Here is a 23,414-nt window from a genome sequence, read left to right as displayed (position 1 = left end):
GAAACTCAACTTTGTCGCACGGCACATGACAAAACTATGGTTTCTCCTAATTTTCCTTCTTATTCACTTCAATAACCGAGGTTGCCCCAACCGGTTGTCCCCCTGCCATTAAGGCTCCGTGATTATTAGAATTAAGAGTTACAGTAATTTCATTTCTGCCTTCCTTCAGTTTGCCTAAATGATAGTACTCTCCGTAAAGGCGGCTGATTTTTTTGCCATTTATGTAAATGTGGGCATGTCCCTCGTTATAGCTTGGCTGCATTTCGCCCGCTTTTTCAGGGGCAAAGGCAAAATGATGGAGATCCAGCTTTAATAGCCATGTATCCGGACCATCCGGGGTTACGGTTAAGTTTACCTCAGGAATCTCCATATCTTTTGGAATTTCCACATATCCATGTGACATATGATTCGCTGCACCGGTCTGATTATGAGGATTCTGACTGGTATAAAAATAAAAAAAGCCTAAGAATATAATGATAAAACTGATCAAGCTTCCAGCCTTTTTCATCATGCTTCCTTCTCCATCCTCTTAATCATCATCCCGATTATGACTAGCAATAATCCAATAGCTAAAAAGGCCAGATCATACAGTAAAGGGTTTTCTGCCAATGGCCTGACACGGTGCACCTGGAGGATATGATGGTCCACTATTCCTTCAACAAGGTTGAAGGCTCCTCCCCCTATGAATATACCGCCAGTGAAGATCTTCCAGCTGGTACCCAGTTCGTTTTTGCGGGCATCCTGAAAGATCTTCATCCCGCCCCAAAGCAGCTTCGCCGAAAATAATGCCGTAAATAAGCCATCTGTAAAGATTTCGAGTTTAATATTTGGGCTCAGAATCATATGATGCCATTGCAGCAGCTGATGAAATACGATGCCATCAATTGCCCCCACAAGACCTAACCCAAGGATTAAGCCGGCTATAAATAGGTTTTTATTTTCTTTTTTCATAAAAGCACCCCCCGAGAATATTCATACTTCGATTAGTGCCCAAAACATGGTTAATTTATTCTATTTTTCACAAAAAAAGGAAAAGCCTCATCCGGTCTTTTCCTTTTCATAATTATTGATGATGTTCTTCTTCTGCAGCCATGGCCTCTGCCTTTGTTTTATGAACCGTTCCAAAAGGATGCTGCGGCGGAGCATAGATGGAATATAGCTTGAGAGGCTTATTGCCTGTATTGATGAGGTTGTGATATTTGCCTGCCGGGACGAAAATCGCAAAATCATCCGCTACTTTTTGCTGAAAATCCAGACGGTCAGGACTGTCCCCCATCTGGACCATTCCTTCACCATCTTCTACTCTAAGGAATTGATCCAGCTCTGGGTGTATCTCAAGGCCAATATCCTCGCCGACATTGATGCTCATTAAAGTCAGCTGCAAATGCTGTCCGGTCCAAAGCGCTGTCCGGAAGGTGTTATTTTTCTTCGCTGCTTCCTCAATATCCACAACAAATGGCTGGGGACCAAAATCTGTCACCCGATTATTCAGTGAAACCAATCGAGCGGCATTATCCTGTTCTCCGCTCATAGCCCATAAGAATACATTCTGAACCTGTGGAAGCTGAGTAAGCACGGAACCCCTCTGGTTCTCCTCGTACCCTTTCATTTCGATTTGATACGCTCTCTGCAAACCGTCGCGGTAATGGTCAATGGCTACATAGTCGACCTGATACTCGGGCTTTTTTCCTGTTAAATTGTAATAAAGATTGCAAAAATGGTTCAGATGAACTTTCTTTCCTTCTATAACCTGAATAATATTCTGTTTGTGCTCTTCATTCGGGGCATGTTCTGCCAGCTGCGTGTACAGTTCAAGTGCAGAAGCTTCCCTTTTGACTCCTTCTAGAACCGTTTCACAAAGCTGCTGAAAATGATCCTGATTGCTTCTTAACATTTCATCAGTATACACGGGTGAATGAGGCTGCGGGTAATAAGGATAGGAAAACGCATAAGGATGATACAATACTTGTCATTCCCTTCATAGAATTATCACCACATCATATGCCTAATAGAATAGAAGGTACGTTGTTTTATTAAGTTGGGCTAATGTATGCAAAAGAACCAGCCTGATTCCAGACTGGTTCTCAATAATCAATTATTTTTTCGGTATCTCACAGCCGTCATCATCACAGATCATCCCGTCGCCGTCATTTAATAGAGTGATCTCGTCCTCTGCAATAATCTTTTGCAGCGCTTGAACGATCATCTCAGTTGGCTGTGCTCCGTTCAGTGCGTACTTCTTATTGATAAGAAAGAACGGCACCCCTGTAATGCGGTACTGCTGAGCCAATTGCTCGTCTGCGCGGACTTCATCTGCAAAATCGCTGCCAGCAAGCACTTGTTCAGCTTCTTCCCGGTTCAGGCCAGCTTCTTCTGCTAACAGGGCTAAAGTCGAAGGATCTCCAATATGTCTGGAATCAGTAAAATAAGCACGCAGCAGCCGCTCTGTCATTTCCTTCATTAATCCTTTTGTTTTGGCAAACATCGTCAGACGATGCGCGTCAAACGTGTTAGTAAGGATGATGGTATCCATGTTGAATTCCAGCCCGGCGTTTTTCGCCATCTGCACCACGTTTTTCGAGTTGGCCTTCGCCTGCTCAATCGTCATCCCATATTTCTTCGCCAATTTTTCATACATGTTATCCTGAATATCCCGCTCTGCCGTCGGATCCAGCTCAAAGCACCTGTAAGTCACTTCGATTGGATGGTTAATCTGTTTAATGGCATCCTCCAGATGCCTTTTGCCAATATAGCAAAACGGTCAAGCGAAGTCAGTCCACATTTCAATATGCATACCTGATTCCTCCCATATAGTTATTTCTTCTTTAGTATAGTTGGGGGGATATTTTTTTACACGGAAAAAGCTCAGAGTTAGGGGGTTGCTGACTATGGATTTTGGCGTTCCCCGTGCGGGCTGATGGCAGGTATGAGCGCGGAAAATGAACGATTCTTTTGGGTGGCTGCCCTTTTCGGCGTTATTCTTTTCGAATAACTACCATTTCGCTTGAGTTGACACCTTTTTGGCGTTATTCCGCTTGATTAATTCCCATTTCGCTCGGGGATCCGTGGTTTTGGGCTTTATTCCACTCAATTAACTACCATTTCACTTGTCTACCCGACGTTTTAGGCGTTATTCCCCTCGATTAACTACCATTTCGCTTAGCGACCCGTCGTTTTCGGCATTATTCCCCTCGATTAACTACCATTTCGTATGGCTACCCGTAGTTTTGGGCGTTTTTCCGCTCAATTAACTACAATTTCGCGAGCCCACACCATTTGGTCCCTATTCCTCTCATATATCTGTACGCCAGGCGGGCTGCCATTCTCCTGCAAGACTCTCATTTATTCGCCAGTTCATCATGGTCTGCCGGATGCGGCGACTCCTCGAACCAGCCATTCTTAATCAGAATCTTTGCACCGTCCTCAGCATAGCTGGCGATTTCTGCTGACAAGCGGATGAAGGTAATCGATATATCTTTTCGTGCACTTGATGCAGCACTTGTTGCATATATCCCTGCACTTAAGGCAATGAGCGAGGTTGTCATAAACATCATCAACTTATCTGAAAAGGGAGGGGTTGTGGAATCTGTTACTTCCATATCCCAGGACATGCTGGCAGGCAAATAGCTTTCCTCGAGCATTTGAGAAAATACCTTTGTATGCTTTGCGGCTATATCCCTTCCCCTTACCATGAACTGGCCAACTTCCTTGGATCGGGCAACCTGGCTAAACCCGATCATGATCGAATTTCCCAATGCATTTCTCTTCAGATTGGAATGTATATTTGTAATTTCAATGACATTTAGCGGCCTTTTATCACCGAACATACCACCCATGAATTTTTTGCTTTCGACAAAGCTAGGGCCTTTCACCGGGATGATATGAGGGGATCTTATATACAGGTGTTTGTCTAACAGCATATTCTTGAGTTTAGTTTCATACTCATTCACTTGTCTTAAGCAATTGTTGAAATATTCAACGACATCTGGCCGAACCGCGAATGTTTTGGCCAATGCATAAAAACTCACTGCAAACATGACATAATTATAAAGGAAATGCAGAGAGAAATTCTCTGAGAACAGTTTTGGGGCAGCAGTATTCACATCCTCTTCAGCCTTGAATCCATATGGAACGAAAATTCCCTCATTTTCAAAAAATCCAGTCAGCTTCTGTAAATGTGCATCTGATATTTGAATACCTTCCTGAAGCATGGACTGTAGTTTCTGGTCTTCAACTGTATATGAAAAATATAAGAAAATACATTTACTCATGCTGCTGTTCAAATATCCCGACCATAACTGCGCTATCTCAGCCGAAGATAATGCAGAGTTCTGATTAGCATTCATCACTACACGTCCCTCCTTTTTCTTATAGCATTTCCAAAAGCAGAAAGAAAAACAATCAGATTTATGAAATGATTAAATATTGCACATTCTAACAAAGGGAGGTGTTTGTTTTGATCGTTTATTACGGTTCCATCAAGAAATTGGATCGCTTTCAAATAGAGCCTGCAGGTCAAACATCAATACAGGAGTTTGATACACTTGGGATCTGGTGTACATCGGATTTGGAGTCTGCCCGGCCATTTGCCACTGGGACAGAATCAGTCTGCGAAAAATCAGATACGGAGTTCTGGGAAGATGGAACACCGAAAGTGGTCCAATACGATAAGGCCATCCGCGGTTTCATTTATAAAGTGTATATGGATGAACCAAGCTTAAAGGAGTATGATTCCTATGAACTTTTCATGAATGAAAGGGATCCTTATTGTGACTACGCAAGCGCAAAAAAAAGACCCCTCAGCTGGAAAGATAAGGCGATCCTTTTGAATAAAGATGAAGCTAATGCTGGTTTCCGCAAAAGTCTTATGAAGCAGGGCTTCGATGGCATCCTCATTCGGGAGATGGCTATTGAAACCGGCCCGGAGGATATGTATTGCATTTTATCAGGTGATATAATGCAAATTGCTGATGTCTTTTCATTTGAGTAGTCTAAATCACTTTCTTCAGCCAGAAAATCACTTGATCAAGCTCTTCTTTTGTCGTATTTCTCCCCAAACTGAATCTAACAGCACCCATTCCTATGTGCTCCGGAATCCCCATTTCCCTCAGAACAGGAGATAATTCCACTTTTCCTGCATGACACGCAGACCCTGTAGAGGCTGCAAGCTGAGGTATGGCGGATAAAATGTCCTGGCCAATTCGGTTAACAAAACTGACATTCAAGGTATTAGGGAGCCGTTTTTCTTCATGTCCATTCAGAACAACTTGATCTCCAAAAGCCTCTTTCAATTCTCCCCAAAAATAATTCGTTAAGTCTGCAAGTCTGCCGTCCGCAGCATGCTCACCAGCTAACTCACATGCTTTGCCAAGCCCGGCTGCAAGTAATGTGTTCTCTGTTCCTGCACGCATTCCGAACTCATGTCCTGCCCCATGGATCAGCGGTTCAAGCTCTGTGCCTTTTCTGATAAATAAAGCCCCAATCCCCTTCGGCGCATACAATTTATGGCCGGCAATGGTGAGCAGATCCACCTTCAGCCGATTGACATCAACAGGCACCTTCCCTAGGGATTGGGAGGCATCGGTATGGAATGTGATCTTATGTTCCCTAGCGATTTCCCCTATTTCTTCTATTGGCTGAAGCGTCCCTACTTCATTGTTTGAATGCATAACAGTGATCAGGATGGTGTCTTCCCGTATGGCCTTTTCGATATCACCGGGAGAAACCATTCCGTACTCATTCACATCTACCATCGTAATCTCAGCACCTAAACGCTCCAGGAATCGTAAAGGTTCGATAACGGCAGGATGCTCTATTTTTGATGTAATAATGTGCTTGCCCCTATTCAGATGCTTGAAAAAATAGCCCTTTAAGGCCAAGTTATTGGCTTCGCTTCCGCCACTGGTAAAAATAATCTCTTCAGGTGAGCATGACAGAAGGTCAGATACCTGTTTTCTCGCACCATTCAATTTATCTTTTACCGGCTGCCCGGCCCAGTGCATCGCAGAAGGATTTCCGTAAAAGTCTGTCAGAAAAGGATTCATATTATCTGCAACCTCTGGTGCCAAAGGTGTACTTGCGTTGTAATCGAGATATACTACTTTATTCATTTCCCTTCCCCCCTTCTTAAAGAATATCAAAAAAAGGGATGCACCCGCACCACTCTCTTAAACATTTAACAATTAATTTACAGACCTTTTATCCTGCTTTAATAAAGAAGGTTTAGAATGAAAATATGCTTAGTTAGCGAAAGGGGGCGGGAGCATGCTTGAAAAACTGTTTAGGTTAGTGGTCCTGACTGTGTTTTGTACGCTTTTCCCGTAATCTTAGAGATTTAGACTCACCCCTCTTCTTTTTCGCTTTCTGTGTCCGAAGGTGCCAGGTTCTGACTCTAACCTCTGCTTTTCCGCTTTTTATGTCAGAAGGTGCACCAGGTTCTGACTCTAACCTCTCCTTTTTCCCTTTTTGTGTCCGAAGGTGCACCAGGTTCTGACTCTAACCTCTGTTTTTTCGCTTTTTGTGTCAGAAGGTGCACCAGGTTCTGACTCTAACCTCTGTTTTTTCGCTTTTTGTGTCAGAAGGTGCACCAGGTTCTGACTCTAACCTCTCCTTTTCCGCTTTTTATGTCAGAAGGTGCACCAGGTTCTGACTCTAACCTCTGCTTTTCCGCTTTTTATGTCAGAAGGTGCACCAGGTTCTGACTCTAACCTCTCCTTTTTCCCTTTTTGTGTCAGAAGGTGCACCAGGTTCTGACTCTAACCTCTGTTTTTTCGCTTTTTGTGTCAGAAGGTGCACCAGGTTCTGACTCTAACCTCTCCTTTTTCCCTTTTTGTGTCAGAAGGTGCATAAGGTTCTGACTCTAACCTCTCCTTTTTCCCTTTTTGTGTCAGAAGGTGCACCAGGTTCTGACTCTAACCTCTGCTTTTCCGCTTTTTATGTCAGAAGGTGCACCAGGTTCTGACTCTAACCTCTGCTTTTCCGCTTTTTATGTCAGAAGGTGAACCAGGTTCTGACTCTATCCACTCCTTTTTCCCTTTTTGTGTCCAAAGTTGCACCAGGTTCTGACTCTAACCTCTGCCTTTTCGCTTTCTATGTCAGAAGGTGCACCAGGTTCTGACTCCAACCTCTCCTTTTTCCCTTTTTGTGTCCGAAGTTGCACCAGGTTCTGACTCTAGCCTCTGTTTTTTCGCTTTTTGTGTCAGAAGGTGCCCGGGTTCCTTTGCTTTTCCGCTTTTTGTGTCAGAAGTTTCCTCAAGCTCCGACTCAACCCTCCGCTTTTTATGTCAAAAGGTGACCCCGCTTTACCAAAAAAAGAGCCCTGCCCAAGGACAAAGCTCTTTTCCCTTAATAATAGTAATAAGGCGGATATGGTGGATATGGAGGGTATGGATAATAGTAAGGGTATCCAAAGCCTGGTCCAGGTGTAAGCAACGCTCCTGTCGCAAGGCCACCTAAAAATCCAAGCCCGAGTCCAAGACCAGGAAACCCTGGCCGGCCGAATCCAAATCCAGGCCTTCTTCCAATTCCAAAGCCGGGACGCACTCGATAGTCAGTAACATACATGCCATTGTGCGGAACATACTCCTGATTCACCGGCATGTACGGATATTGGTAATTCAAACAGAACTCCTCCTCTGTATTTGTCTACAGTAAAGGATATGCGGCAGTTGCCTATAGGGTTTGGGCTGCCCTTAAACCGAAAACAATCTTCAATTAATAGATAAGTAACCACACCTCTATCAGCGTTCTGTCATATCTATAGTTAAATTGATATTAAAAAAGAGGGATTCTATTGACTAGAAGAAAACAAATTCCTTGCCTTTTCCCCGGATACAGATGGTGCGGCCCCGGATGCGCGGGCCGGATGCCCCTATTAATGGTGTGGACTCCTGCCGCAGGGCACACGATCATTGCTGGGCAAGCGGCAGATCAAAATGCGGCTGTGACCGGGAATTTCTGAGATGTCTGAAGCCAAAAACAAACCTGCATGGCGAAGAAGGCACCATTGCAACAATCATCTATATTTACATGAAGATTCAAACTGATTTTACCTGCGGACCGGTTTCGGAGGAGAAATCACTATTAAAAAGCGGCGCTAGTCGCTTTTTTTATTCCAAGCCCTATTGCTTTATAAAATTGCTTGGATTAAACTCAAGATGTTATTGGAATAATACGAATACTAAAAGGAGGAACTATGAAACTAGGAGCATTTTCAGTAAGTTTAAGCGTAAAAGACATTAACAAATCAAAAGAATTTTACGAGACACTTGGTTTTCAGACCCTTGGCGGAAATATTGAGCAAAATTGGCTGATCCTGAAGAATGAAAACTGTGTCATCGGTCTGTTCCAAGGCATGTTTGAGAACAACATCCTGACATTTAACCCTGGCTGGAACCAGAACGCAGAAAATTTAGAGGATTTCACGGATATTCGGGACATACAAAAGTATCTGAAGGAACAAGGAATTCCACTCATGACGGAAGCAGATGAGTCAGGCTCCGGCCCTGCTAGTTTCACCCTCGAGGATCCGGATGGCAACGCCATTCTATTCGACCAGCACCGGTAAGGTCTGCATACATAAAAAACATACTAAGATTAGTAGTGCTGACCAAGGCATTGGTTGGCACTACTATTTTTTTATATAGTAGAAGTGAAGAATAGGTCGTTGCAGTCTTAGGATCTTAGAATCCGTACAAAAAACTGACCTTCTTCACTTACCTTATTCGAATCAGGTTTAAGTATGTTGGATCCTTGAGATCGTGTATAAGAAATGGGAGTCGATAAGAGTAAGTGAGGGAACTTCAAAACTTTTTTGGGGGAAATAACGTGAAACATGTCATCGCATTTGATGTAAGTATGGGAAAAAGCTACATGGTAATTTACAACACACTAAAAAAGTGTATTTATGAAGGAGAAATCAAGCATTCACGGCCTGAATTTGAAAACTTAAAGAAGAGGATCGACAGATTAACAGAAGGTTATGGTGAACAGCCACATATTGTATTTGAATCAACTGGGGTCTATTCCAGGCAATTGGAGCGGTTTATGAATGTAAATGGTTTTTCCTATTGTTCCTTGAATCCCCTGGAAGCTAAGCTCCAGTGCGACTCCTTGAGGATCCACAAAACGGATAAGAGTGATGCCCACCAACTTGCCCTTACCCACTTTTCAACGCAAAGGACTAATCGAAATGGCACAGAAGATCTTTTTCTCCAATTGAAGTCGCTATCCCGATTTTACAGTGAACTTGATGACGAGTTATCCGTAACACGCAACCGCATGCATAAAGTTATTCAGCTAACCTTTCCGGAACTGGAAAAAATCTTTACAACCAAATCAGAGCTATTCCTCAATATTGTTCAATTGTACCCACATCCAGACTTGGTGCTCCAACATTCAAAAACGGTTATAAAGAACAAAATCCGGACAAACACTGATAAGAATATTTCTACCGCAAGGGCTGAAAAAAAAGCTACTCAATTGCTTGAAGCGGCGCATTTATCATTTCCTGCCGTTTCGTCAACCGATGTCCTGTGTAGCCAGCTGATATCTTACGCTAGGCGTTACCAGGAACTCCTATCCATGAAAGAAAGGTGTATCGAGGACATGGCGCAACTAGCAGAAAGCCGGGCTGAATACCATATTCTCCTCAGTTTCCCGGGGATTGGCTCAAACACTGCAGTACGTCTAATGGCAGAAATAGGGGATATTAGACGTTTTGAAAACAATAAGCGACTAAACGCATACGCTGGTATTGATATTCGCCGTTACCAATCAGGTAAGACCTTTTACAAGGACAAGATTAATAAACGTGGCAATAAGCATTTACGTAAGCTCCTTTTTATCATTATCCAGAACATGATTAAACTACGCCGTTTCAGTCAAAACCATATTGTTGATTATTACGATAAATTAAAAACGCAACCCTATAACAAGTGCCATAAGGTTGCATCCATTGCCTGTGTGAATAAGCTTTTGAAGATTATCTTCCACCTTATTACACACAATATGAACTATGACTTCCGGTTAGCCACCCAATCATAGTTTAGTACATAATACCACAAAGGCAGGTCTAGTTAAAAAACGCGAAATCACTAGGCCTATTAGGTATACCTATAAATCTGGCCCCTCTTCAAACACAACGTTGAAGGGGATTCATTTATACAGAAAATAAATTAACGGTTTAAAGGTGCTTGACTAATCGTAAGAAAGACAGCAGTGCAGCCGGCACTGCTGTTTTAACTCAGCCGCTCATTGCCCCGTTTAAAGTTCCCTGTTATCTTCGCCATTATTAATTGCCTGCTCTTCTCGTCTTCAGCATCATTCATTCTTTTTAAAAACTTCGCTGCCTCTTTTCCTTTAAGAATCTTCACTTGCTTGCCTTGATAATCCAAAAACACTGTACTATTTTTATTTACCCGATAACTAAATGGTTCTTCATCCAAGCGGTTCCTTTTATCAATTTGATTCATAATTCCGCCTCCCCTGCTTAAATCAAACTATAATTTAGAATATTCAACAAGAGTATTTTTCAATAAAAGGAATATTCTATAATGTATATATTCCATTGAAGAAGCGGAGATCATGTTTATGAGCATAATTTTAGCCCTGCTGGCCGCATTATTTGCGTCCTTCACCGCCATCCTTGCAAAGATCGGCATTGAAAAAGTTGATTCCAATCTGGCTACCGCAGTACGGACTGTTGTAGTAGTAATCATGGCCTTCCTGATGGTCGTCATTACTGGCGAAACGGAAAGCATCTTGACCATTTCGGTAAAATCGTACATATTTCTCATTCTATCAGGCCTGACAACCGGCCTGTCATGGATCTGTTTTTTTAAAGCCATTCAAATTGGAGATGTATCAAAGGTTGTTCCCATTGATAAGTCCAGCGTCGTCTTAACCATCGTCTTGTCATTTATTATTCTCAGGGAACCCGCCACCCTTTGGGTTGTTTCAGGCGGAATCATTATTTCTGTTGGGACCTTTGTGCTGATCGGCCGAGACAGGAAAAAGAACCGTAAGAAGAAAGTATTTAATACAAAGTCATATATTTTTCTGGCAGTCCTTTCAGCTGTTTTTGCTGCGGCGACCAATATTTTAGCCAAAATCGGAATCGAAGATGTGGACTCTAATGTCGCTACATTTATCCGGACGGTGGTCATCATTCTTTTCGCCTGGGGAATTGTGTTCTTTCAGGGGACCTACAAGGATCTAAAAAAAGTCTCCAGGAAATCTTATCTATTTCTTATCCTTTCCGGTGCCGCAACGGGGCTATCCTGGCTGTGCTATTTCGGTGCCCTCGCCATCGGCAAGGTTAGTGTCGTGAACCCCATTGACAAGTTCAGCATCGTGCTGACAATGATTTTAAGCTTCATTATTTTAAAAGAAAAGCCAACAATGAATATCATAGCGGGTGCCATTTTGATTACAATTGGGACCGCTTTGCTGATTATTTAAACGACAAACACATTAATAACGGCCTGATTGGGGCCGTTTTCTTGATTCGGACTTTGTATCAAAATGGTACCCGCTCATTTTTAGTAAAGAAGCTGAGAATTTCACTATGCGCAAATAAATCGTATAGACGAAAAGGGCTATGTGAAAGTATTTTATCCGAAAGTAAATTTGGACTATTTGCAAGTAAATTATACTGGCACCAGAAAACAGATGATGGGGACCGCTTTGCTGATTATTTAGGCGATAAATACAAAAAAAAGGCCTAATTTGGGCCGTATTTTTGATTTTCAATATAGATTGGACTACGCACAGCTGCTTTTTAAAGCCAAAATAGCATTTATGTGCGGATAGGCCAAGTTTATGTGCGGATAAAATATTTTATGTGCGGATAGCCCTTTTTTATGTGCGGATAAAATTATTTATGTGCGCTAAAAGCATTATCCCCCCTGCCTTACACAACCCTTAACTGTATTTTGCAAAATAGCCGGCCCTAGTGTACCGGAACGTGAATTGGAAAGGCGCAATTGCACAATTGCATCAGGAGAAAACTCAGCTGATATTTCGTCAAACTTGCCAACCCATGGGATGCCGCCAAAGATACTTGGCTGATCTTCTTTAACTGGGTACATTTTGAATCTCCAGCTGATTACACCAGGTATTTGTGCGTACCCTTCGTATTGGTCATAATCGCCAAATTCGGAAGGCTGGGGCACCCAGTCAGCATAGATTCCAATCGCTGTCCGTTCCCTGACAGGACTGTCCGGCTCATCTGTATAGGGCTTCTTCACTTTGGTTATAAGAGCTGTTCCCTGCATATTCGGTATATCTTTTACAGGCTCCAGCAAAATGATGCAGGGATAGGAAAGAGATTCTGCATGTGCTTCAAATAATGGAATTGAAAAAAACACAATCAAAATCATTAGTATCCGTTTCATCTGGTTCCCTCCGTTTCAAAGACTAATTTGCCCTCCATTCCGCTGTAAAATTCGGAGGAACCTTTGACATTTTGAATAGATGAACATATAATGGTCCCTGTATCAAATTATTTTAGGAGGATTATTAAAAAATGACACACGCGATGAGACTTCGATTCCCAACTTTGAACCAGTAATTTAATACGTTCAAAGGCTCTGTTTGTGTGAACAGAGTAAACGGGATTAGTCTGTCCTTTTTTAATAATCTTCATTTCATATGAAATAGCCCCTATCAGTGCTATTTCCTAAATTGCCGTGGCAATTTTATTATGAATGGAAAGGCGGATTTTTCTGCCTTTCTTTTTTTTGTCTATGAGCCTTCCCATAGACAGCAAAAGGAAGGTTTATTTGCTGACGGCTCCTGATCAGCCCCTAACCGAATTAGGATGGGTCCTCTTCCCTTTACTCTGAATCACAGGCAGATGCCTGTGATTTTTTTATTGAAAGGAAGAAGAAAATGGATAGTCACGCTAAATATAAAAATTATGTAAATGCCCTTAGATGCCCGCTATGTGAGGATTCACTGCAGGTTTTCCAATCGAAAAGCCTGCTTTGCCCGAACAGGCATACCTTTGATATTTCACACCATGGCTATGTGAACATGCTCAGCCATTCACCGAAGAGCCGGTACAATAAAGTCTTATTTGAAGCCAGGAAGAAAATCATTATGGAGAGTGAACTGTTTACACTCCTTCATGAGAAAATATCAGCCGTCATTGACTCCTTTTCCGCCAATTTTGATGCCTTATTGCTTGACGCAGGCTGCGGTGAAGGGTCACATCTGGAGAAGGTTTTGGGCAATTCCAGGAACGGAACAGTGACAGGAATTGGCCTGGATATTTCTAAAGCAGGTATCGCCCAGGCTGCAAAAAGGTATAAAAATTCAATTTGGCTTGTCGGGGATCTGGCAAAATCTCCTCTGGCTGATCACTCTGTGAATATGATTTTAAATATCTTTTCTCCTTCTAATTACAAGGAGTTTAAACGGATTTTAGTTCCAGGCGGGCTCATCATTAAGGTGGTTCCGCGTACTGCACATTTAAAAGAGCTTCGGAATGCCATACATGGAGCCAATGAAAATAGCACTTACAGGAATGATGAAACCATCTCACTTTTTAATAAGCACTTTACACTCGCTGACGTTATTACCGTGTCTGATGCAAGAGAGTTGAATGAAAGTGAACGGACACATTTAGTGCTGATGTCTCCCCTTGCCTGGGATGCCAATGAGACAGCTTTGCAGGCATTCGTCACCCAAAGCGGCCAAATCACAATCGACGCGGATATATTAATTGGATTAAACCAAAATGAAACGAGGTTATCGTAATGGAAAATGTCCTTTTTGAATTAAAGAATATAGAAGTTTCCTATTTAGATAGAGTGGTATTAAACATTCCCCGGCTGGCTGTTCATCAGTTTGACCGGATTGGAATTGTCGGCAAAAACGGAGCTGGGAAAAGCACTCTTCTGAAACTAATAGCTGGACAGATAAAGCCGGAAAAAGGACTTGTTAACAGCTTTGCTGATTTTGCCTACTTCGATCAGCTGTCAGCGCCGGAAGCGGGTGAAATAGACTATAAACTGGCGGGGAAGCTAGCGATTCCAGACACGGAAGTTGAAAACTTAAGCGGTGGGGAAAGAACGAGGAGAAAATTGGCGCACATGTTTTCCAGCTATTATGAAGGGTTGTTAATTGATGAGCCAACCACCCACCTCGATAAGGAAGGAATCCAATTCATTATTGATGAGCTGACCTATTATTATGGTGCCCTTGTGCTCGTCAGCCATGACCGGTATGTACTTGACCAGCTCGTTACAAAAATCTGGGAAATTGAAGACGGCTCTGTGACAGAATATACCGGTAACTATACTGATTACATGGAACAAAAAGAGCTGAAGCGAAAACAGCAGCTCCAACAGCATGAAAAATATGTGAAAGAGAAATCCCGCTTATTAAAAGCGGCAGATGAAAAAATGAAAAAGGCGGAGAAAATTACTCAAGCCAACGGCCATATCTCCAAAAAGGAAACAAAGGCCAAAGCCAATAAAATGTTTATGACAAAATCCAAGGATACAAGCCAAAAAGCGGTCCAGCGCGCCGCCAAAGCCATTGAACAGCGGGTACAGATGCTCGAGAATGTGGATGCGCCAAAGGAAGAAATGACGATTCGTTTCCACCAGCATCCTGCACTGGAAATGCACAATAAATTTCCCATCATGGGCGACCGGGTAACATTAAAAGCCGGAGGAAGAACACTTCTGGACGAAGCGAGCTTCCAATTCCCCCTTGGCAAAACCATAGCCATTACTGGAAAAAACGGATCAGGAAAAACAACACTGCTCAACTATATCCTGAACCGCGGCGAAAGAATAACCCTCTCTCCTAAAGCGGTAATTGGCGCCTATGAACAGATGGATTACCAATTCGATAAAAGCAAAACGGTGCTGGATTATATGAAAGATAAAAGCGATTATGATGATAGTAAAATTCGTTCGGTGCTGCACTCCATGAGTTTTACAGGAAATGACCTGAAAAAGGATGTGCGCAGTTTGAGCGGCGGAGAAGCGATCCGTCTCGTGCTATGCCAGCTTTTCCTGGGCAGATACAATGTACTGATATTAGATGAACCCACAAATTTTCTGGATATTTATTGCATCGAAGCGCTTGAACGATTTTTAAAAGCCTATAAAGGAACCGTCCTGCTTGTTTCACATGATACGGTATTTATTCAACGGGCAGCTGATTGCGTGTATGTGATAGAAGATCAGATGCTGGTTCTTAAAAAGAACTAAAAAATGGACCCGGCTGCTATTGCAGCAGGGTCCATTTTTTGTGGATTTTATTTCAAATCAAACTCCTTAAACCAAAACTTTAAGGCCTCCATTGGTTCATCTCTCGTATGAACATGATAGATTTTTGCTTCGGTTGGTTTTATGTTCTCCGTGAGTGCAAACGAAAAACTAAACTCCCTGGATGTCTCTATATCAAAAATTTGAGGATCTAATTCTGAAGGATGCTTATTTTTTATTCATTCTTGAACCGAATCTTCAAAGTAACGGCTACCCATTTTTTCATAATCCTTCGATCTATTTCGCTTAACATCCGTGGAAATCTATAAGCATCTAATGGTTTCTTCCAAACGCCTGTCACTGTATATGATTGATTTTCCTATTGGACAGTAAAATTCAATGAATCAGGTGCAGTATGATACCAAGAGTTACAAAACACTTATCCAACAAAAAGGAATATTGCTAATACAGGCAGTATAAAGAGCAGTGACACTATTCTGCTCGTCTTCCATAACCTGATTCCTAAAAATAATTAAACCAAAAAGGACGATAATTGCAAGGATAATAGACATTTAGTTCTCCATTTTCAATTATTCATTCTAATCCAGCTGACGGCAATAAAATAACCAATCATGGGTGAGATTCCATACCCCATGATTGGCATTGGAAAATGACCAAATAGAGTTACAATCATAGTAATTAAGAAATAAACCCCTAAAGATAACGATATAATATTACTTCTGCCGTAATAAAAGAATGGACTTAATAATAACAGCAGCGACAAAATACCTAAAATCAGCCAGACAATACCAAGATCTGCAACCAAAAAGATAATATCTTCTACATAAGGAACTGGTGCTAAATCATCGATAAAAATCCATGAAAGGATAACTGTGACAGCGCAAAGCATAGAGTTAACAACTTTAACTTCCAATTACCAATCTTCTTCCACAAAATAAGAGAAGCTGCACAAGCAAATGAAGTTAATTGACCTGCATCTGGATGGAATAGCAGGATTAATAAGGTTAAAAAATACAGTGCGATTCCGTAGCTAGCAGGATTGTTTAGTTTCCATAGCTGAATAATAATAATTGGCAAAATAATGCTTGCTGCATATATGTTAACCGGTCCTAAAGTTATCCAGCGATGAACACCGCCTGAACCATCAAACAGAAATGGAAGAACTAATAAGGCTACTGCAATGCAGGTTAGAAGAAGATCGCCTTTAATTAATCTTTTTTCCTTATTAGGAACTAAACAATAAGAACACAAAACAGCTCCCACAAACCAGATTAAGATGTTTTGAAGCGATATTCCGGGACTCAGACCATTTGCAGCCATTGCACAAGTTCCTATTAAGATAGCAGGAATCATTAGTAAATAAGAAATAGAATTTTTTAAAGTATTCATGTTAAAATCCCCTTTTGTTATCCTCGAAAATTTTAACATATTAGTCATCAGCTTATTTAATTTACTTAAATAAAAATGAATTATTTAGCTACTGCAGCAACCGCTTCTAACTCAACCAATTGGCCGCTATATCCCAAAACGGTAACACCGGACAATGTGCTCGGAACATCATGGGAACCGAATTCCTCTCTGACTGCCTGCCATGCAGCCACCAAATCTGCCTGATCAGCGGATGCAACAAGAACTCTTGTATAAGCCACATCCTTTAATTCAGCACCACATTCCTGTAAGGCTGCTTTCAGGTTTTCAACACAAAGCTTAGCCTGTTCTTCAATCCTGATTCCCTCAGGCACTCTCCCCTCTTGATCAAGAGGACAGGCACCCGCCATAAAATAAAGGTCCATTCCAGAAGGGACATGGGAGGCGTAAGCATAGTCAACAGCAGGTAAAACCTTAGAATGTATGAGTGAGATTTTCTTCATTTCTTAAATTCCTTTCCTTTAGCATTTTACTAATGTAATTCTAGCTATATATAAGATTTCCTTTTTCAGGTAAACTATTTTTAATAACCATCATAAAAGGCGGGTGGCATAATGCGGAGTTTAAGATTAGTAAGTATAATCGTAATTGCCTCTGTCAGCTTACTGTTTGGCTGTTCAGATAAATCGGTGGATCAAGGGGAATTCCCGCCAGAGAAGAAGGCAACTGCTGTAGTGAATGGAACAGAATATCGAATGGAAAAAGGAAACTTTCAGTGGGTCAGAAAAAAAGGCCTTGAAACGGAATCAATCCAAACTGATCATGCATCCCCGAATCAGATGGCAGTACAGCTTAAACCTATTCTTGTAAAACCGGACCAGAAAGTCAAAGTGAAAATTGAAGATGATCCAGTAATAAAGGTGTATTTATGGAATGAAACGGGAATAGAAAGTGAAATCAAGCTGGAGGATAATCAAATTAACATGCCTGCAGATAAAGGAAAATATATTTATGAAGTTTTAGCAGAATGGCAAAACGGTGAAATCTCTTTTACATTTGTGGCGGAAGTTCAGTAATAACAGGGAAACCAGGACATGGTTTCCCTTGATCCAGCTTACTGCTTAATAATTTTTCTCTCCTTCAATACTTCTAAAGCAATATTCCTGGCCTCAGTGCCTGTTCCATCAATATTCACAGCAAACACCCATGTGCCCTTCTCCGTTTCAACAAAACCAACATACCAGCCAAGTCCCATATCAGAGAGTCTTGTCCCTGTTTTCCCATGTAAAATGAAGTGATCCTGTTCATCCTGAATCATTATTCGTTTGACTGTTTTTTGGTTCTGTTTTGAGAATGGCAAGTCCTCTTCTACTAACTTTTCGATAAAAGCTGCTTGTTCTGCTGCAGATATTCTCAGACTGCTATTCAGCCAGAATCTATCAATTCCGCCAGATATGTCTTGGTTCCCATACCTTATTTTGGCTACGTAATTCTTCATTTTCTTTTCACCAATTGTCCTTGCCAGGTCCTGATAAAACCAGATAGCCGATTCCCTCATGGCAGAAGCAAGTGAGTGATCCCGGTTCCAGCTTTCGAATTCCCTTTCCACTCCATCCCACCGTTTCACTTCGTATTCATCTCTGACAGCAGCTGTTCCCAGCCCAACTAGAGCATTGGCGACTTTAAAGGTCGATTCTGGCGTCAGTCTCTCTTTGCTCCGCTCCTTGTTATAAACATACACCTTGTCATTATTAAGGTTTTTTAGGACCATCGTGCCCTCTTTACCAGCAAAAGCCTCTTCAATGCGCAGCTCTTTCGTATTTTCTTTTCCGCCTAATACATCAGCACCTGTTCCTGTCAGTAGCAATAATAAGGCAAGTACGGCTATTCCGGCTCTCCTCATCATTTTCATCTTTTCTTCCTCCTTTATAAAATAGGATTTCCGTCATGATGTCAGCCCTTTATTTGTCCCTTATACTATAAACAGCATGATGGATATAGAAAAGAAGCGTTTTGGCCGTCTGTACCCATACAAATCTTCAGCAAGGTGTGAATTCATGAGCACTAAATATGATGAAATCATAGGAGAAATCCAATCCAGACTGGATGATGAACAGTTGAAGTCCGGAGAAAAGCTCCCTTCCGTCCGCAGGGTTGCCAAAGAATTCAGCTGCAGCATCAATACTGTACTAAGAGCATACAGTGAATTGGAAAAGGCACATCTGATTTACTCTGTGCCCAAAAGCGGCTATTTTGCAGTAGGGACAGATAAACCCAAAAAACAAACTCAACTGAAAATAGACTTTGTTTCAGCAGGACCGGATAAAAGCAGGATGCCCTACCGTGATTATCAGCATTGCATGAATCAGGCAATTGAACTTTATAAGGAAGATATGTTTCAGTATTCCCATCCCCTCGGCTTGGCGAGTCTTCGGCATCAGCTTTCAACTCAGCTTCAGGACCTGCAGGTTTTCGCCCCGCCTGAAAGAATTGCCGTTGTATCAGGTTCCCAGCAGGCTTTGGATCTCTTAAGCTCACTGCCTTTTCCCAATCATAAAAAAGAGATTTGCGTCGAACAGCCTACCCATTTCAGTTTCATAGATTCTATTACCTCTCGCGGCTTGAAGCCTATCGGCATTGAGAGAAACCAGAAAGGAATAGATCTTAATTACTTAGAAAAGGTATTCAGAGAACGAAGCATCAAGTTTTTCTACACAGTTTCCAGATTTCAGAACCCGACAGGCTGCAGCTATTCCAACAAGGAAAAAAGCACATGGTCGAGCTCGCTCAGAAATATGATATCTATATTGTGGAGGATGACTATATGGGAGATCTTGATACTAGGAAAAAGGCAGATCCCATGTTTGCCTATGACCATTCCGGAAGAGTCATTTACACAAAAAGCTTTTCAAAGGTTTTGCTGCCTGGGCTGCGATTGGGATTGGCTGTTCTTCCGGAAGAGCTAATAAAAAGTTTCACACAGGCTAAATTTGCAGCGGACGTCCATACACCAGTCCTCACGCAAGGGGCTCTTGAAATCTATTTAAGCAGCGGTATGTTTAAAGCTCATATTGAAAAACTAAGGCGGCAATACAAAAAGAAAGGCACCATCCTCAAAAAGGCATACCTGAAGTATTTGCCTTCCGATGCTGATTTTACTGGAGGGGATTCCGGGTTTTATTCGACCGTAGAGCTTCCTCGCAGAATGAAAGCTAAGCGTCTTGTGGAATATCTCGAAAAGAAAAATGTACTGGTTCAGGATGCATCAGGAATGTACCTTCCTGAATATAGGGAGGAAAATCGTATTCGGTTAAGCGTGTCACAGGTGGATGACAGGAAAATAGATGTTGGGGTGAGAAAGATTGGAGAAGGGATTCGAAAGCTAATCCATTCTTAAGATGGCGAATAGCCATAAAGAAAAGAAAGCTCAGCAGAACTGAGCTTTCCAAGCTTTCATTGTTTTACAGCAACTCGATTAATAAAACTTCCAGCAGTCTTCCTCTTCCCTCTGACCCAAGCAAACACAATTGCCGCAATAAGTGTAAACCCTAAGTACCCCATTAGCGGATAAACCGTTCCAACCAAATTGATGAAGCCCATGAAACTGGCGCCAAAAGCGGCAGCACCGAATAATACAACAAAGACATTGAATTTAGGATTCTCTCTTTTCACAACCCTTGCCGTAAAAGCATACAGCATACCAACAGCAGTATTGTAGATCATGCCGAGCAGGACTGCGAACATTAACATTCCAAATGCAGGCGAGATTTCATTGGCGAGTGCGAGTATCGGCATTGGAGATCCTTCCACCACATCCATTTTTACGAGCATGGCTAGATTAATCAGTAAAATCAGGATACCCAGTCCCACACCTCCCAGAATGCCGCCCATCCCTGCCTGTTTTTCATCCTTTGTAGTGCCGCCCATGACAGCAAGCATCGCTGCACCTGCTGCAATATTGTAAGAAACATATAGTAATCCGCCCATAAACCAATTGGACGCAGCTGGCGTCCCGCTTTCCGCCAAGTTCTGAATTTCCGAGAAATCCAGCCCCATCGTGCTTAGAGCATAGCCGATAATGATGACCACCATAAGCAGGAGAAATGGAGTGACCAGGCTGATTATTGAAATGACTTTTTGGATATTGAGACAAACGGTCAGGATCGTTAACACTGCCATAATGATGTTCCCGGCCATGCTCGGGATGCCGAACTGCTCTTCGAAGATAGATCCAGATCCGGCAAGCATAACGACAGCCACTCCAAAAAGGAAAAATGTAATGATAAAGTCCACAGCCACCCCAAGATATTTTCCGCAAATATGGTAAATCACATCTTTATGCGAATCTGTCTGCAGCCGGCTTCCAAGCTGCGTTAAATTCATGCCAAGAAAAGCAAAGAAAATAGTCGCCAGCACGCCTCCGGCTAACCCCATCCAGCCAAAGCCGGTAAAAAACTGCAAAATCTCCTGCCCGGAAGCAAAACCCGCTCCGACAATGACTCCAATAAAGGCCCCGGCAATCTGAAAGCTCTTTTTCATACTGAATCCCCCTTCTGATATTTGAATTTTTTGACAACTTTATTTAAAAGAGAAAGAGAGAATCCTCTCTCTTTGAAGGCCATTGGAGCCTTGATCGTTTGATTTGAGTGGCACTATTCTGTTGAGTGCCAATTCGTGCTCAGTGATTCGGTATGAGCGGTATTATTCCACCTGTTATGGGCCGCTCGCGTTTGATTTTTTCGCTTGAGAGGCTGTATTCCTACCGATTAGTTCCTCTCAGTCTTACTTTTGCCACCCGAGCGGCACTATCCCCGCCGTTGAGGGCAACTAGCGCTTATCTACTAACCTTCTCCACCTCAAATCTCTTCTCAAAAACAGTAAACTCCCTAATCGTTTCATAATTCGGCTCATATCCAAGCCCCGATTTTTCCGGAACCTTAATCATTCCATCTTCAACGGTTACTTCGGGTTCAATCAGATCCTTTTCCCAATAGCGGGATGATGCGGCTGTGTCCCCTGGCATAATAAAGTTTGATAGAGTAGTTAACGCAATATTGTGTGCCCTCCCGATGCCGGCTTCCAGCATGCCGCCGCACCATACCGGGATGCCGCGTTCCTGGCAGAGGTCATGAATTTTCTTGGATTCTGTCAAGCCGCCGACCCGGCCGATTTTGATATTAATAATTTTGCAGCTTCCCAGCTCAAGCGCCTTGCGCGCATCCTCACAGGAATGGATGCTTTCATCAAGGCAGACAGGTGTTTTCAGTTCCTTCTGAAGGACAGCATGGTCAATAATATCATCAGATGCCAGCGGCTGCTCGATCATCATGAGATCGAATTCATCCAGCTGTTTTAGCAGTTCAATATCGTCAAGAGTGTAGGCCGAGTTTGCATCTGCCATAAGCGCTATATCCGGGAAATGCTTTCTCACTTCCCTCATGACATCCACGTCCCAGCCCGGCTTAATTTTCACTTTGATGCGCTTATAGCCTTCCTCTGCATATTCACCAATGAGGTTCAGCAGGTCTTCCACAGAATCCTGAATCCCGATGCTGATGCCAACTTCAATTTCATTCACTTTACCGCCAAGCGCCTTTGCAAGCGGAATTCCTTTTTGCTTGGAATACAGGTCCCAAACCGCCCCTTCAAAAGCCGATTTCGCCATATTGTTTTTCCGTATATAGGACAAGCTTTCGGACACTTCATCCGGATGCTGTATTTCTTTGTTTAATAGACTCGGAATAATAAAGTCTTCGAGCATATGCCAGTTCGTTTTCAGCGTCTCTTCGTTATACCATGGGGAATGAAAGGCAACGGATTCCCCCCAGCCGCTCACACCGTTCTCATCCTTCGCTTCCAATAGAAGAAACTCTTTATCCTGAAATGTCCCAAAGCTTGTTGTAAATGGTGCCTTCATTCTCATTTTCATATGCCGCAAAACAACTTCTGTCACCTTCATCTATATTCCCGCCTTTTCACGTTAGTTGAGTTTAAGCTGATCCTTCTGAACCAAAACATAGTAATGCACAAGGCCTTCCTGACCTTTTTGAAAATCTGCCATGGCGTACCCATTTGAAAATAACTTTTGAAAAATGGCTCTGGTTTTGAAGCGCCAATCCATCGCGAGTTCAAAATTTTGATTTTTAATAGCTTGAAAGTTTGCCGGGATCGGAACAATCACAGTTCTCTCAGCATCTTCCCACTCCGGATTTAATAAAACAGGAAAGTCGTCCTCCGATATTCCCCAAACGTAAGGATTGCATGCGTCTGCTGTCTCAATAACCAATGGCTCCTTAACATGTGAACTGGTAATCCACCATTCCACCTTTAAACGGTCAGTGGGCAGTCCATGATTCAAATTATCATCCATATCTCCGTAGCAATTTTCCACATATGTGGAGCAAACTGCATTCAGCTTGTTAAGATTCAAGTAAGCATTGCGGCTCTCAAGCGGATCAAACGTCCAGGTAATCAGGTCATAACCCATCTCAGCGGCCAGTTCCTTTTGCTTCTGCTTTAATAACGCTCCAAGTCCCTTATCCTGGTGATGGGGGTGAATGCCGAGCATATGAGAGCATAAATACCCTTTTCCCTGATGGAAGCCGGGAAATCCGTAGCTGAATCCCACAAGTTCATCTTCTATAAAAGCCCCGAGAAGCAGGCCGCCGTTCTGGGCAGCTGTGATGGTTTGATGAACCGGCAGGGGAGCCATGTTCCAGATGATTTCCTCGAGCTTCTGTATAAGATTCATATCGGATGCTGACTTTAATATCCGCAAATCCATTGTCACAGCAGCCATCC

The 23,414-nt window shown here is 42.5% G+C and carries 25 protein-coding genes and 1 pseudogene; 10 read left to right on the top strand and 16 right to left on the bottom strand.

Annotated elements, in window-relative coordinates; all coding sequences use genetic code 11:
- Positions 1-46: 46 nt before the first annotated feature.
- The 5 genes from NSQ49_RS24265 to NSQ49_RS24245 all read right to left on the bottom strand — a co-directional run bounded on the left by NSQ49_RS24265 (position 47) and on the right by NSQ49_RS24245 (position 4,346).
- Positions 47-511, bottom strand: a complete 465-nt coding sequence (locus NSQ49_RS24265; protein ID WP_251284888.1) for a hypothetical protein — start codon at positions 509-511, stop codon at positions 47-49.
- On the bottom strand, positions 508-951 hold the full coding sequence (locus tag NSQ49_RS24260; protein ID WP_251284889.1) for a DUF2243 domain-containing protein: 444 nt from the start codon (positions 949-951) through the stop codon (positions 508-510). The genes NSQ49_RS24265 and NSQ49_RS24260 overlap by 4 nt, the downstream gene beginning before the upstream one ends.
- Positions 952-1,063: 112 nt before the next feature.
- Positions 1,064-1,963 carry a cupin domain-containing protein gene (locus tag NSQ49_RS24255; RefSeq protein ID WP_251284890.1) on the bottom strand — a complete coding sequence of 300 codons (900 nt, stop codon included), beginning with the start codon at positions 1,961-1,963 and terminating at the stop codon, positions 1,064-1,066.
- A 132-nt stretch (positions 1,964-2,095) separates the two neighbouring features.
- Entirely contained in the window at positions 2,096-2,749 is a 654-nt protein-coding gene (locus NSQ49_RS24250) for a DsbA family oxidoreductase (RefSeq protein ID WP_311315976.1), read from the bottom strand.
- Between the two features lie 589 nt (positions 2,750-3,338).
- Positions 3,339-4,346: a DUF3231 family protein gene (locus NSQ49_RS24245; protein WP_251284895.1), complete on the bottom strand. Its 1,008-nt coding sequence runs from the start codon at positions 4,344-4,346 to the stop codon at positions 3,339-3,341.
- A 101-nt stretch (positions 4,347-4,447) separates the two neighbouring features.
- Here NSQ49_RS24245 and NSQ49_RS24240 point away from each other — a divergent pair, with 101 nt between their 5' ends.
- Positions 4,448-4,990, top strand: a complete 543-nt coding sequence (locus tag NSQ49_RS24240) for a hypothetical protein (RefSeq protein WP_251284891.1) — start codon at positions 4,448-4,450, stop codon at positions 4,988-4,990.
- A gap of 1 nt (position 4,991) precedes the next feature.
- Here the strand turns inward: NSQ49_RS24240 and NSQ49_RS24235 are convergent, their stop codons facing one another.
- Both NSQ49_RS24235 and NSQ49_RS24230 read right to left on the bottom strand, forming a co-directional pair.
- Complete coding sequence (locus NSQ49_RS24235; protein ID WP_251284892.1) at positions 4,992-6,110, bottom strand: cysteine desulfurase family protein; 1,119 nt, start codon at positions 6,108-6,110, stop codon at positions 4,992-4,994.
- A gap of 1,234 nt (positions 6,111-7,344) precedes the next feature.
- The gene (locus NSQ49_RS24230) at positions 7,345-7,599 is read right to left on the bottom strand and encodes a hypothetical protein (RefSeq protein WP_396399546.1); all 255 of its coding nucleotides are present in this window, start codon (positions 7,597-7,599) and stop codon (positions 7,345-7,347) included.
- A 595-nt stretch (positions 7,600-8,194) separates the two neighbouring features.
- On the opposite strand from NSQ49_RS24230, the gene NSQ49_RS24225 reads away from it, so the two are divergent.
- Together NSQ49_RS24225 and NSQ49_RS24220 are read left to right on the top strand one after the other, a co-directional pair.
- Positions 8,195-8,566 carry a VOC family protein gene (locus NSQ49_RS24225; RefSeq protein ID WP_251284893.1) on the top strand — a complete coding sequence of 124 codons (372 nt, stop codon included), beginning with the start codon at positions 8,195-8,197 and terminating at the stop codon, positions 8,564-8,566.
- A gap of 260 nt (positions 8,567-8,826) precedes the next feature.
- A complete protein-coding gene (locus tag NSQ49_RS24220) occupies positions 8,827-10,044 on the top strand; it encodes an IS110 family transposase (RefSeq protein WP_341071500.1) in 1,218 nt (405 codons plus the stop codon).
- A gap of 194 nt (positions 10,045-10,238) precedes the next feature.
- Here NSQ49_RS24220 and NSQ49_RS24215 read toward each other — a convergent pair whose 3' ends face one another.
- Positions 10,239-10,472 (bottom strand): hypothetical protein, encoded by a 234-nt coding sequence (locus NSQ49_RS24215; RefSeq protein WP_251284652.1) that lies wholly within the window; start codon positions 10,470-10,472, stop codon positions 10,239-10,241.
- 118 nt (positions 10,473-10,590) lie between these two features.
- Here NSQ49_RS24215 and NSQ49_RS24210 point away from each other — a divergent pair, with 118 nt between their 5' ends.
- Positions 10,591-11,460: an EamA family transporter gene (locus tag NSQ49_RS24210; protein WP_251284651.1), complete on the top strand. Its 870-nt coding sequence runs from the start codon at positions 10,591-10,593 to the stop codon at positions 11,458-11,460.
- Positions 11,461-11,897: 437 nt separating this feature from the next.
- Here the strand turns inward: NSQ49_RS24210 and NSQ49_RS24205 are convergent, their stop codons facing one another.
- Complete coding sequence (locus NSQ49_RS24205; RefSeq protein WP_251284650.1) at positions 11,898-12,395, bottom strand: hypothetical protein; 498 nt, start codon at positions 12,393-12,395, stop codon at positions 11,898-11,900.
- Between the two features lie 131 nt (positions 12,396-12,526).
- Between NSQ49_RS24205 and NSQ49_RS26765 the strand changes: the two genes are divergently transcribed.
- The 3 genes from NSQ49_RS26765 (at position 12,527) to NSQ49_RS24195 (ending at position 15,227) form a co-directional block, all read left to right on the top strand.
- Positions 12,527-12,571, top strand: a complete 45-nt coding sequence (locus NSQ49_RS26765) for an erythromycin resistance leader peptide (protein ID WP_142301762.1) — start codon at positions 12,527-12,529, stop codon at positions 12,569-12,571.
- A 320-nt stretch (positions 12,572-12,891) separates the two neighbouring features.
- A complete protein-coding gene (locus NSQ49_RS24200; protein ID WP_251284649.1) occupies positions 12,892-13,761 on the top strand; it encodes a putative RNA methyltransferase in 870 nt (289 codons plus the stop codon).
- Positions 13,761-15,227, top strand: a complete 1,467-nt coding sequence (locus NSQ49_RS24195; protein ID WP_251284648.1) for an Msr family ABC-F type ribosomal protection protein — start codon at positions 13,761-13,763, stop codon at positions 15,225-15,227. Before NSQ49_RS24200 ends, NSQ49_RS24195 begins: the two co-directional genes overlap by 1 nt.
- Positions 15,228-15,810: 583 nt before the next feature.
- Here NSQ49_RS24195 and NSQ49_RS24190 read toward each other — a convergent pair.
- From NSQ49_RS24190 to NSQ49_RS24180, 3 genes are all read right to left on the bottom strand, one after another.
- A complete protein-coding gene (locus NSQ49_RS24190; RefSeq protein WP_341071495.1) occupies positions 15,811-16,158 on the bottom strand; it encodes a hypothetical protein in 348 nt (115 codons plus the stop codon).
- Positions 16,083-16,634, bottom strand: coding sequence for a hypothetical protein (locus NSQ49_RS24185; RefSeq protein WP_251284646.1), 552 nt, complete (start codon positions 16,632-16,634; stop codon positions 16,083-16,085). The genes NSQ49_RS24190 and NSQ49_RS24185 overlap by 76 nt, the downstream gene beginning before the upstream one ends.
- 80 nt (positions 16,635-16,714) lie before the next feature.
- Positions 16,715-17,116 (bottom strand): RidA family protein, encoded by a 402-nt coding sequence (locus tag NSQ49_RS24180; RefSeq protein WP_251284645.1) that lies wholly within the window; start codon positions 17,114-17,116, stop codon positions 16,715-16,717.
- Positions 17,117-17,227: 111 nt separating this feature from the next.
- Here NSQ49_RS24180 and NSQ49_RS24175 point away from each other — a divergent pair, with 111 nt between their 5' ends.
- Positions 17,228-17,689 (top strand): hypothetical protein, encoded by a 462-nt coding sequence (locus NSQ49_RS24175; RefSeq protein ID WP_159865635.1) that lies wholly within the window; start codon positions 17,228-17,230, stop codon positions 17,687-17,689.
- Positions 17,690-17,727: 38 nt separating this feature from the next.
- Here NSQ49_RS24175 and blaOXA read toward each other — a convergent pair whose 3' ends face one another.
- Positions 17,728-18,525 carry a class D beta-lactamase gene (gene blaOXA, locus NSQ49_RS24170; RefSeq protein WP_251284644.1) on the bottom strand — a complete coding sequence of 266 codons (798 nt, stop codon included), beginning with the start codon at positions 18,523-18,525 and terminating at the stop codon, positions 17,728-17,730.
- A gap of 76 nt (positions 18,526-18,601) precedes the next feature.
- On the opposite strand from blaOXA, the pseudogene NSQ49_RS24165 reads away from it, so the two are divergent.
- Together NSQ49_RS24165 and NSQ49_RS24160 are read left to right on the top strand one after the other, a co-directional pair.
- A pseudogene (locus tag NSQ49_RS24165) lies at positions 18,602-19,318 on the top strand (aminotransferase class I/II-fold pyridoxal phosphate-dependent enzyme); the annotation flags it as partial.
- Between the two features lie 68 nt (positions 19,319-19,386).
- Entirely contained in the window at positions 19,387-20,010 is a 624-nt protein-coding gene (locus NSQ49_RS24160) for a PLP-dependent aminotransferase family protein (RefSeq protein ID WP_311315959.1), read from the top strand.
- Between the two features lie 56 nt (positions 20,011-20,066).
- On the opposite strand, the gene NSQ49_RS24155 is transcribed toward NSQ49_RS24160, so the two are convergent.
- The 3 genes from NSQ49_RS24155 to NSQ49_RS24145 form a co-directional block, all read right to left on the bottom strand.
- On the bottom strand, positions 20,067-21,152 hold the full coding sequence (locus tag NSQ49_RS24155; RefSeq protein ID WP_251284642.1) for a YkvI family membrane protein: 1,086 nt from the start codon (positions 21,150-21,152) through the stop codon (positions 20,067-20,069).
- Positions 21,153-21,447: 295 nt separating this feature from the next.
- Positions 21,448-22,572 (bottom strand): o-succinylbenzoate synthase, encoded by a 1,125-nt coding sequence (menC, locus tag NSQ49_RS24150; RefSeq protein ID WP_251284641.1) that lies wholly within the window; start codon positions 22,570-22,572, stop codon positions 21,448-21,450.
- Positions 22,573-22,593: 21 nt separating this feature from the next.
- Positions 22,594-23,412: a GNAT family N-acetyltransferase gene (locus NSQ49_RS24145; RefSeq protein WP_251284640.1), complete on the bottom strand. Its 819-nt coding sequence runs from the start codon at positions 23,410-23,412 to the stop codon at positions 22,594-22,596.
- Between the last annotated feature and the right edge of the window lie 2 nt (positions 23,413-23,414).

The organism is Cytobacillus sp. FSL R5-0377 (assembly GCF_038004385.1).
In the GTDB taxonomy this organism is placed as follows: domain Bacteria; phylum Bacillota; class Bacilli; order Bacillales; family Cytobacillaceae; genus Cytobacillus.
Note: the sequence above shows the minus strand (reverse complement) of the source record. Positions and strands in the feature narration are given on the sequence as shown.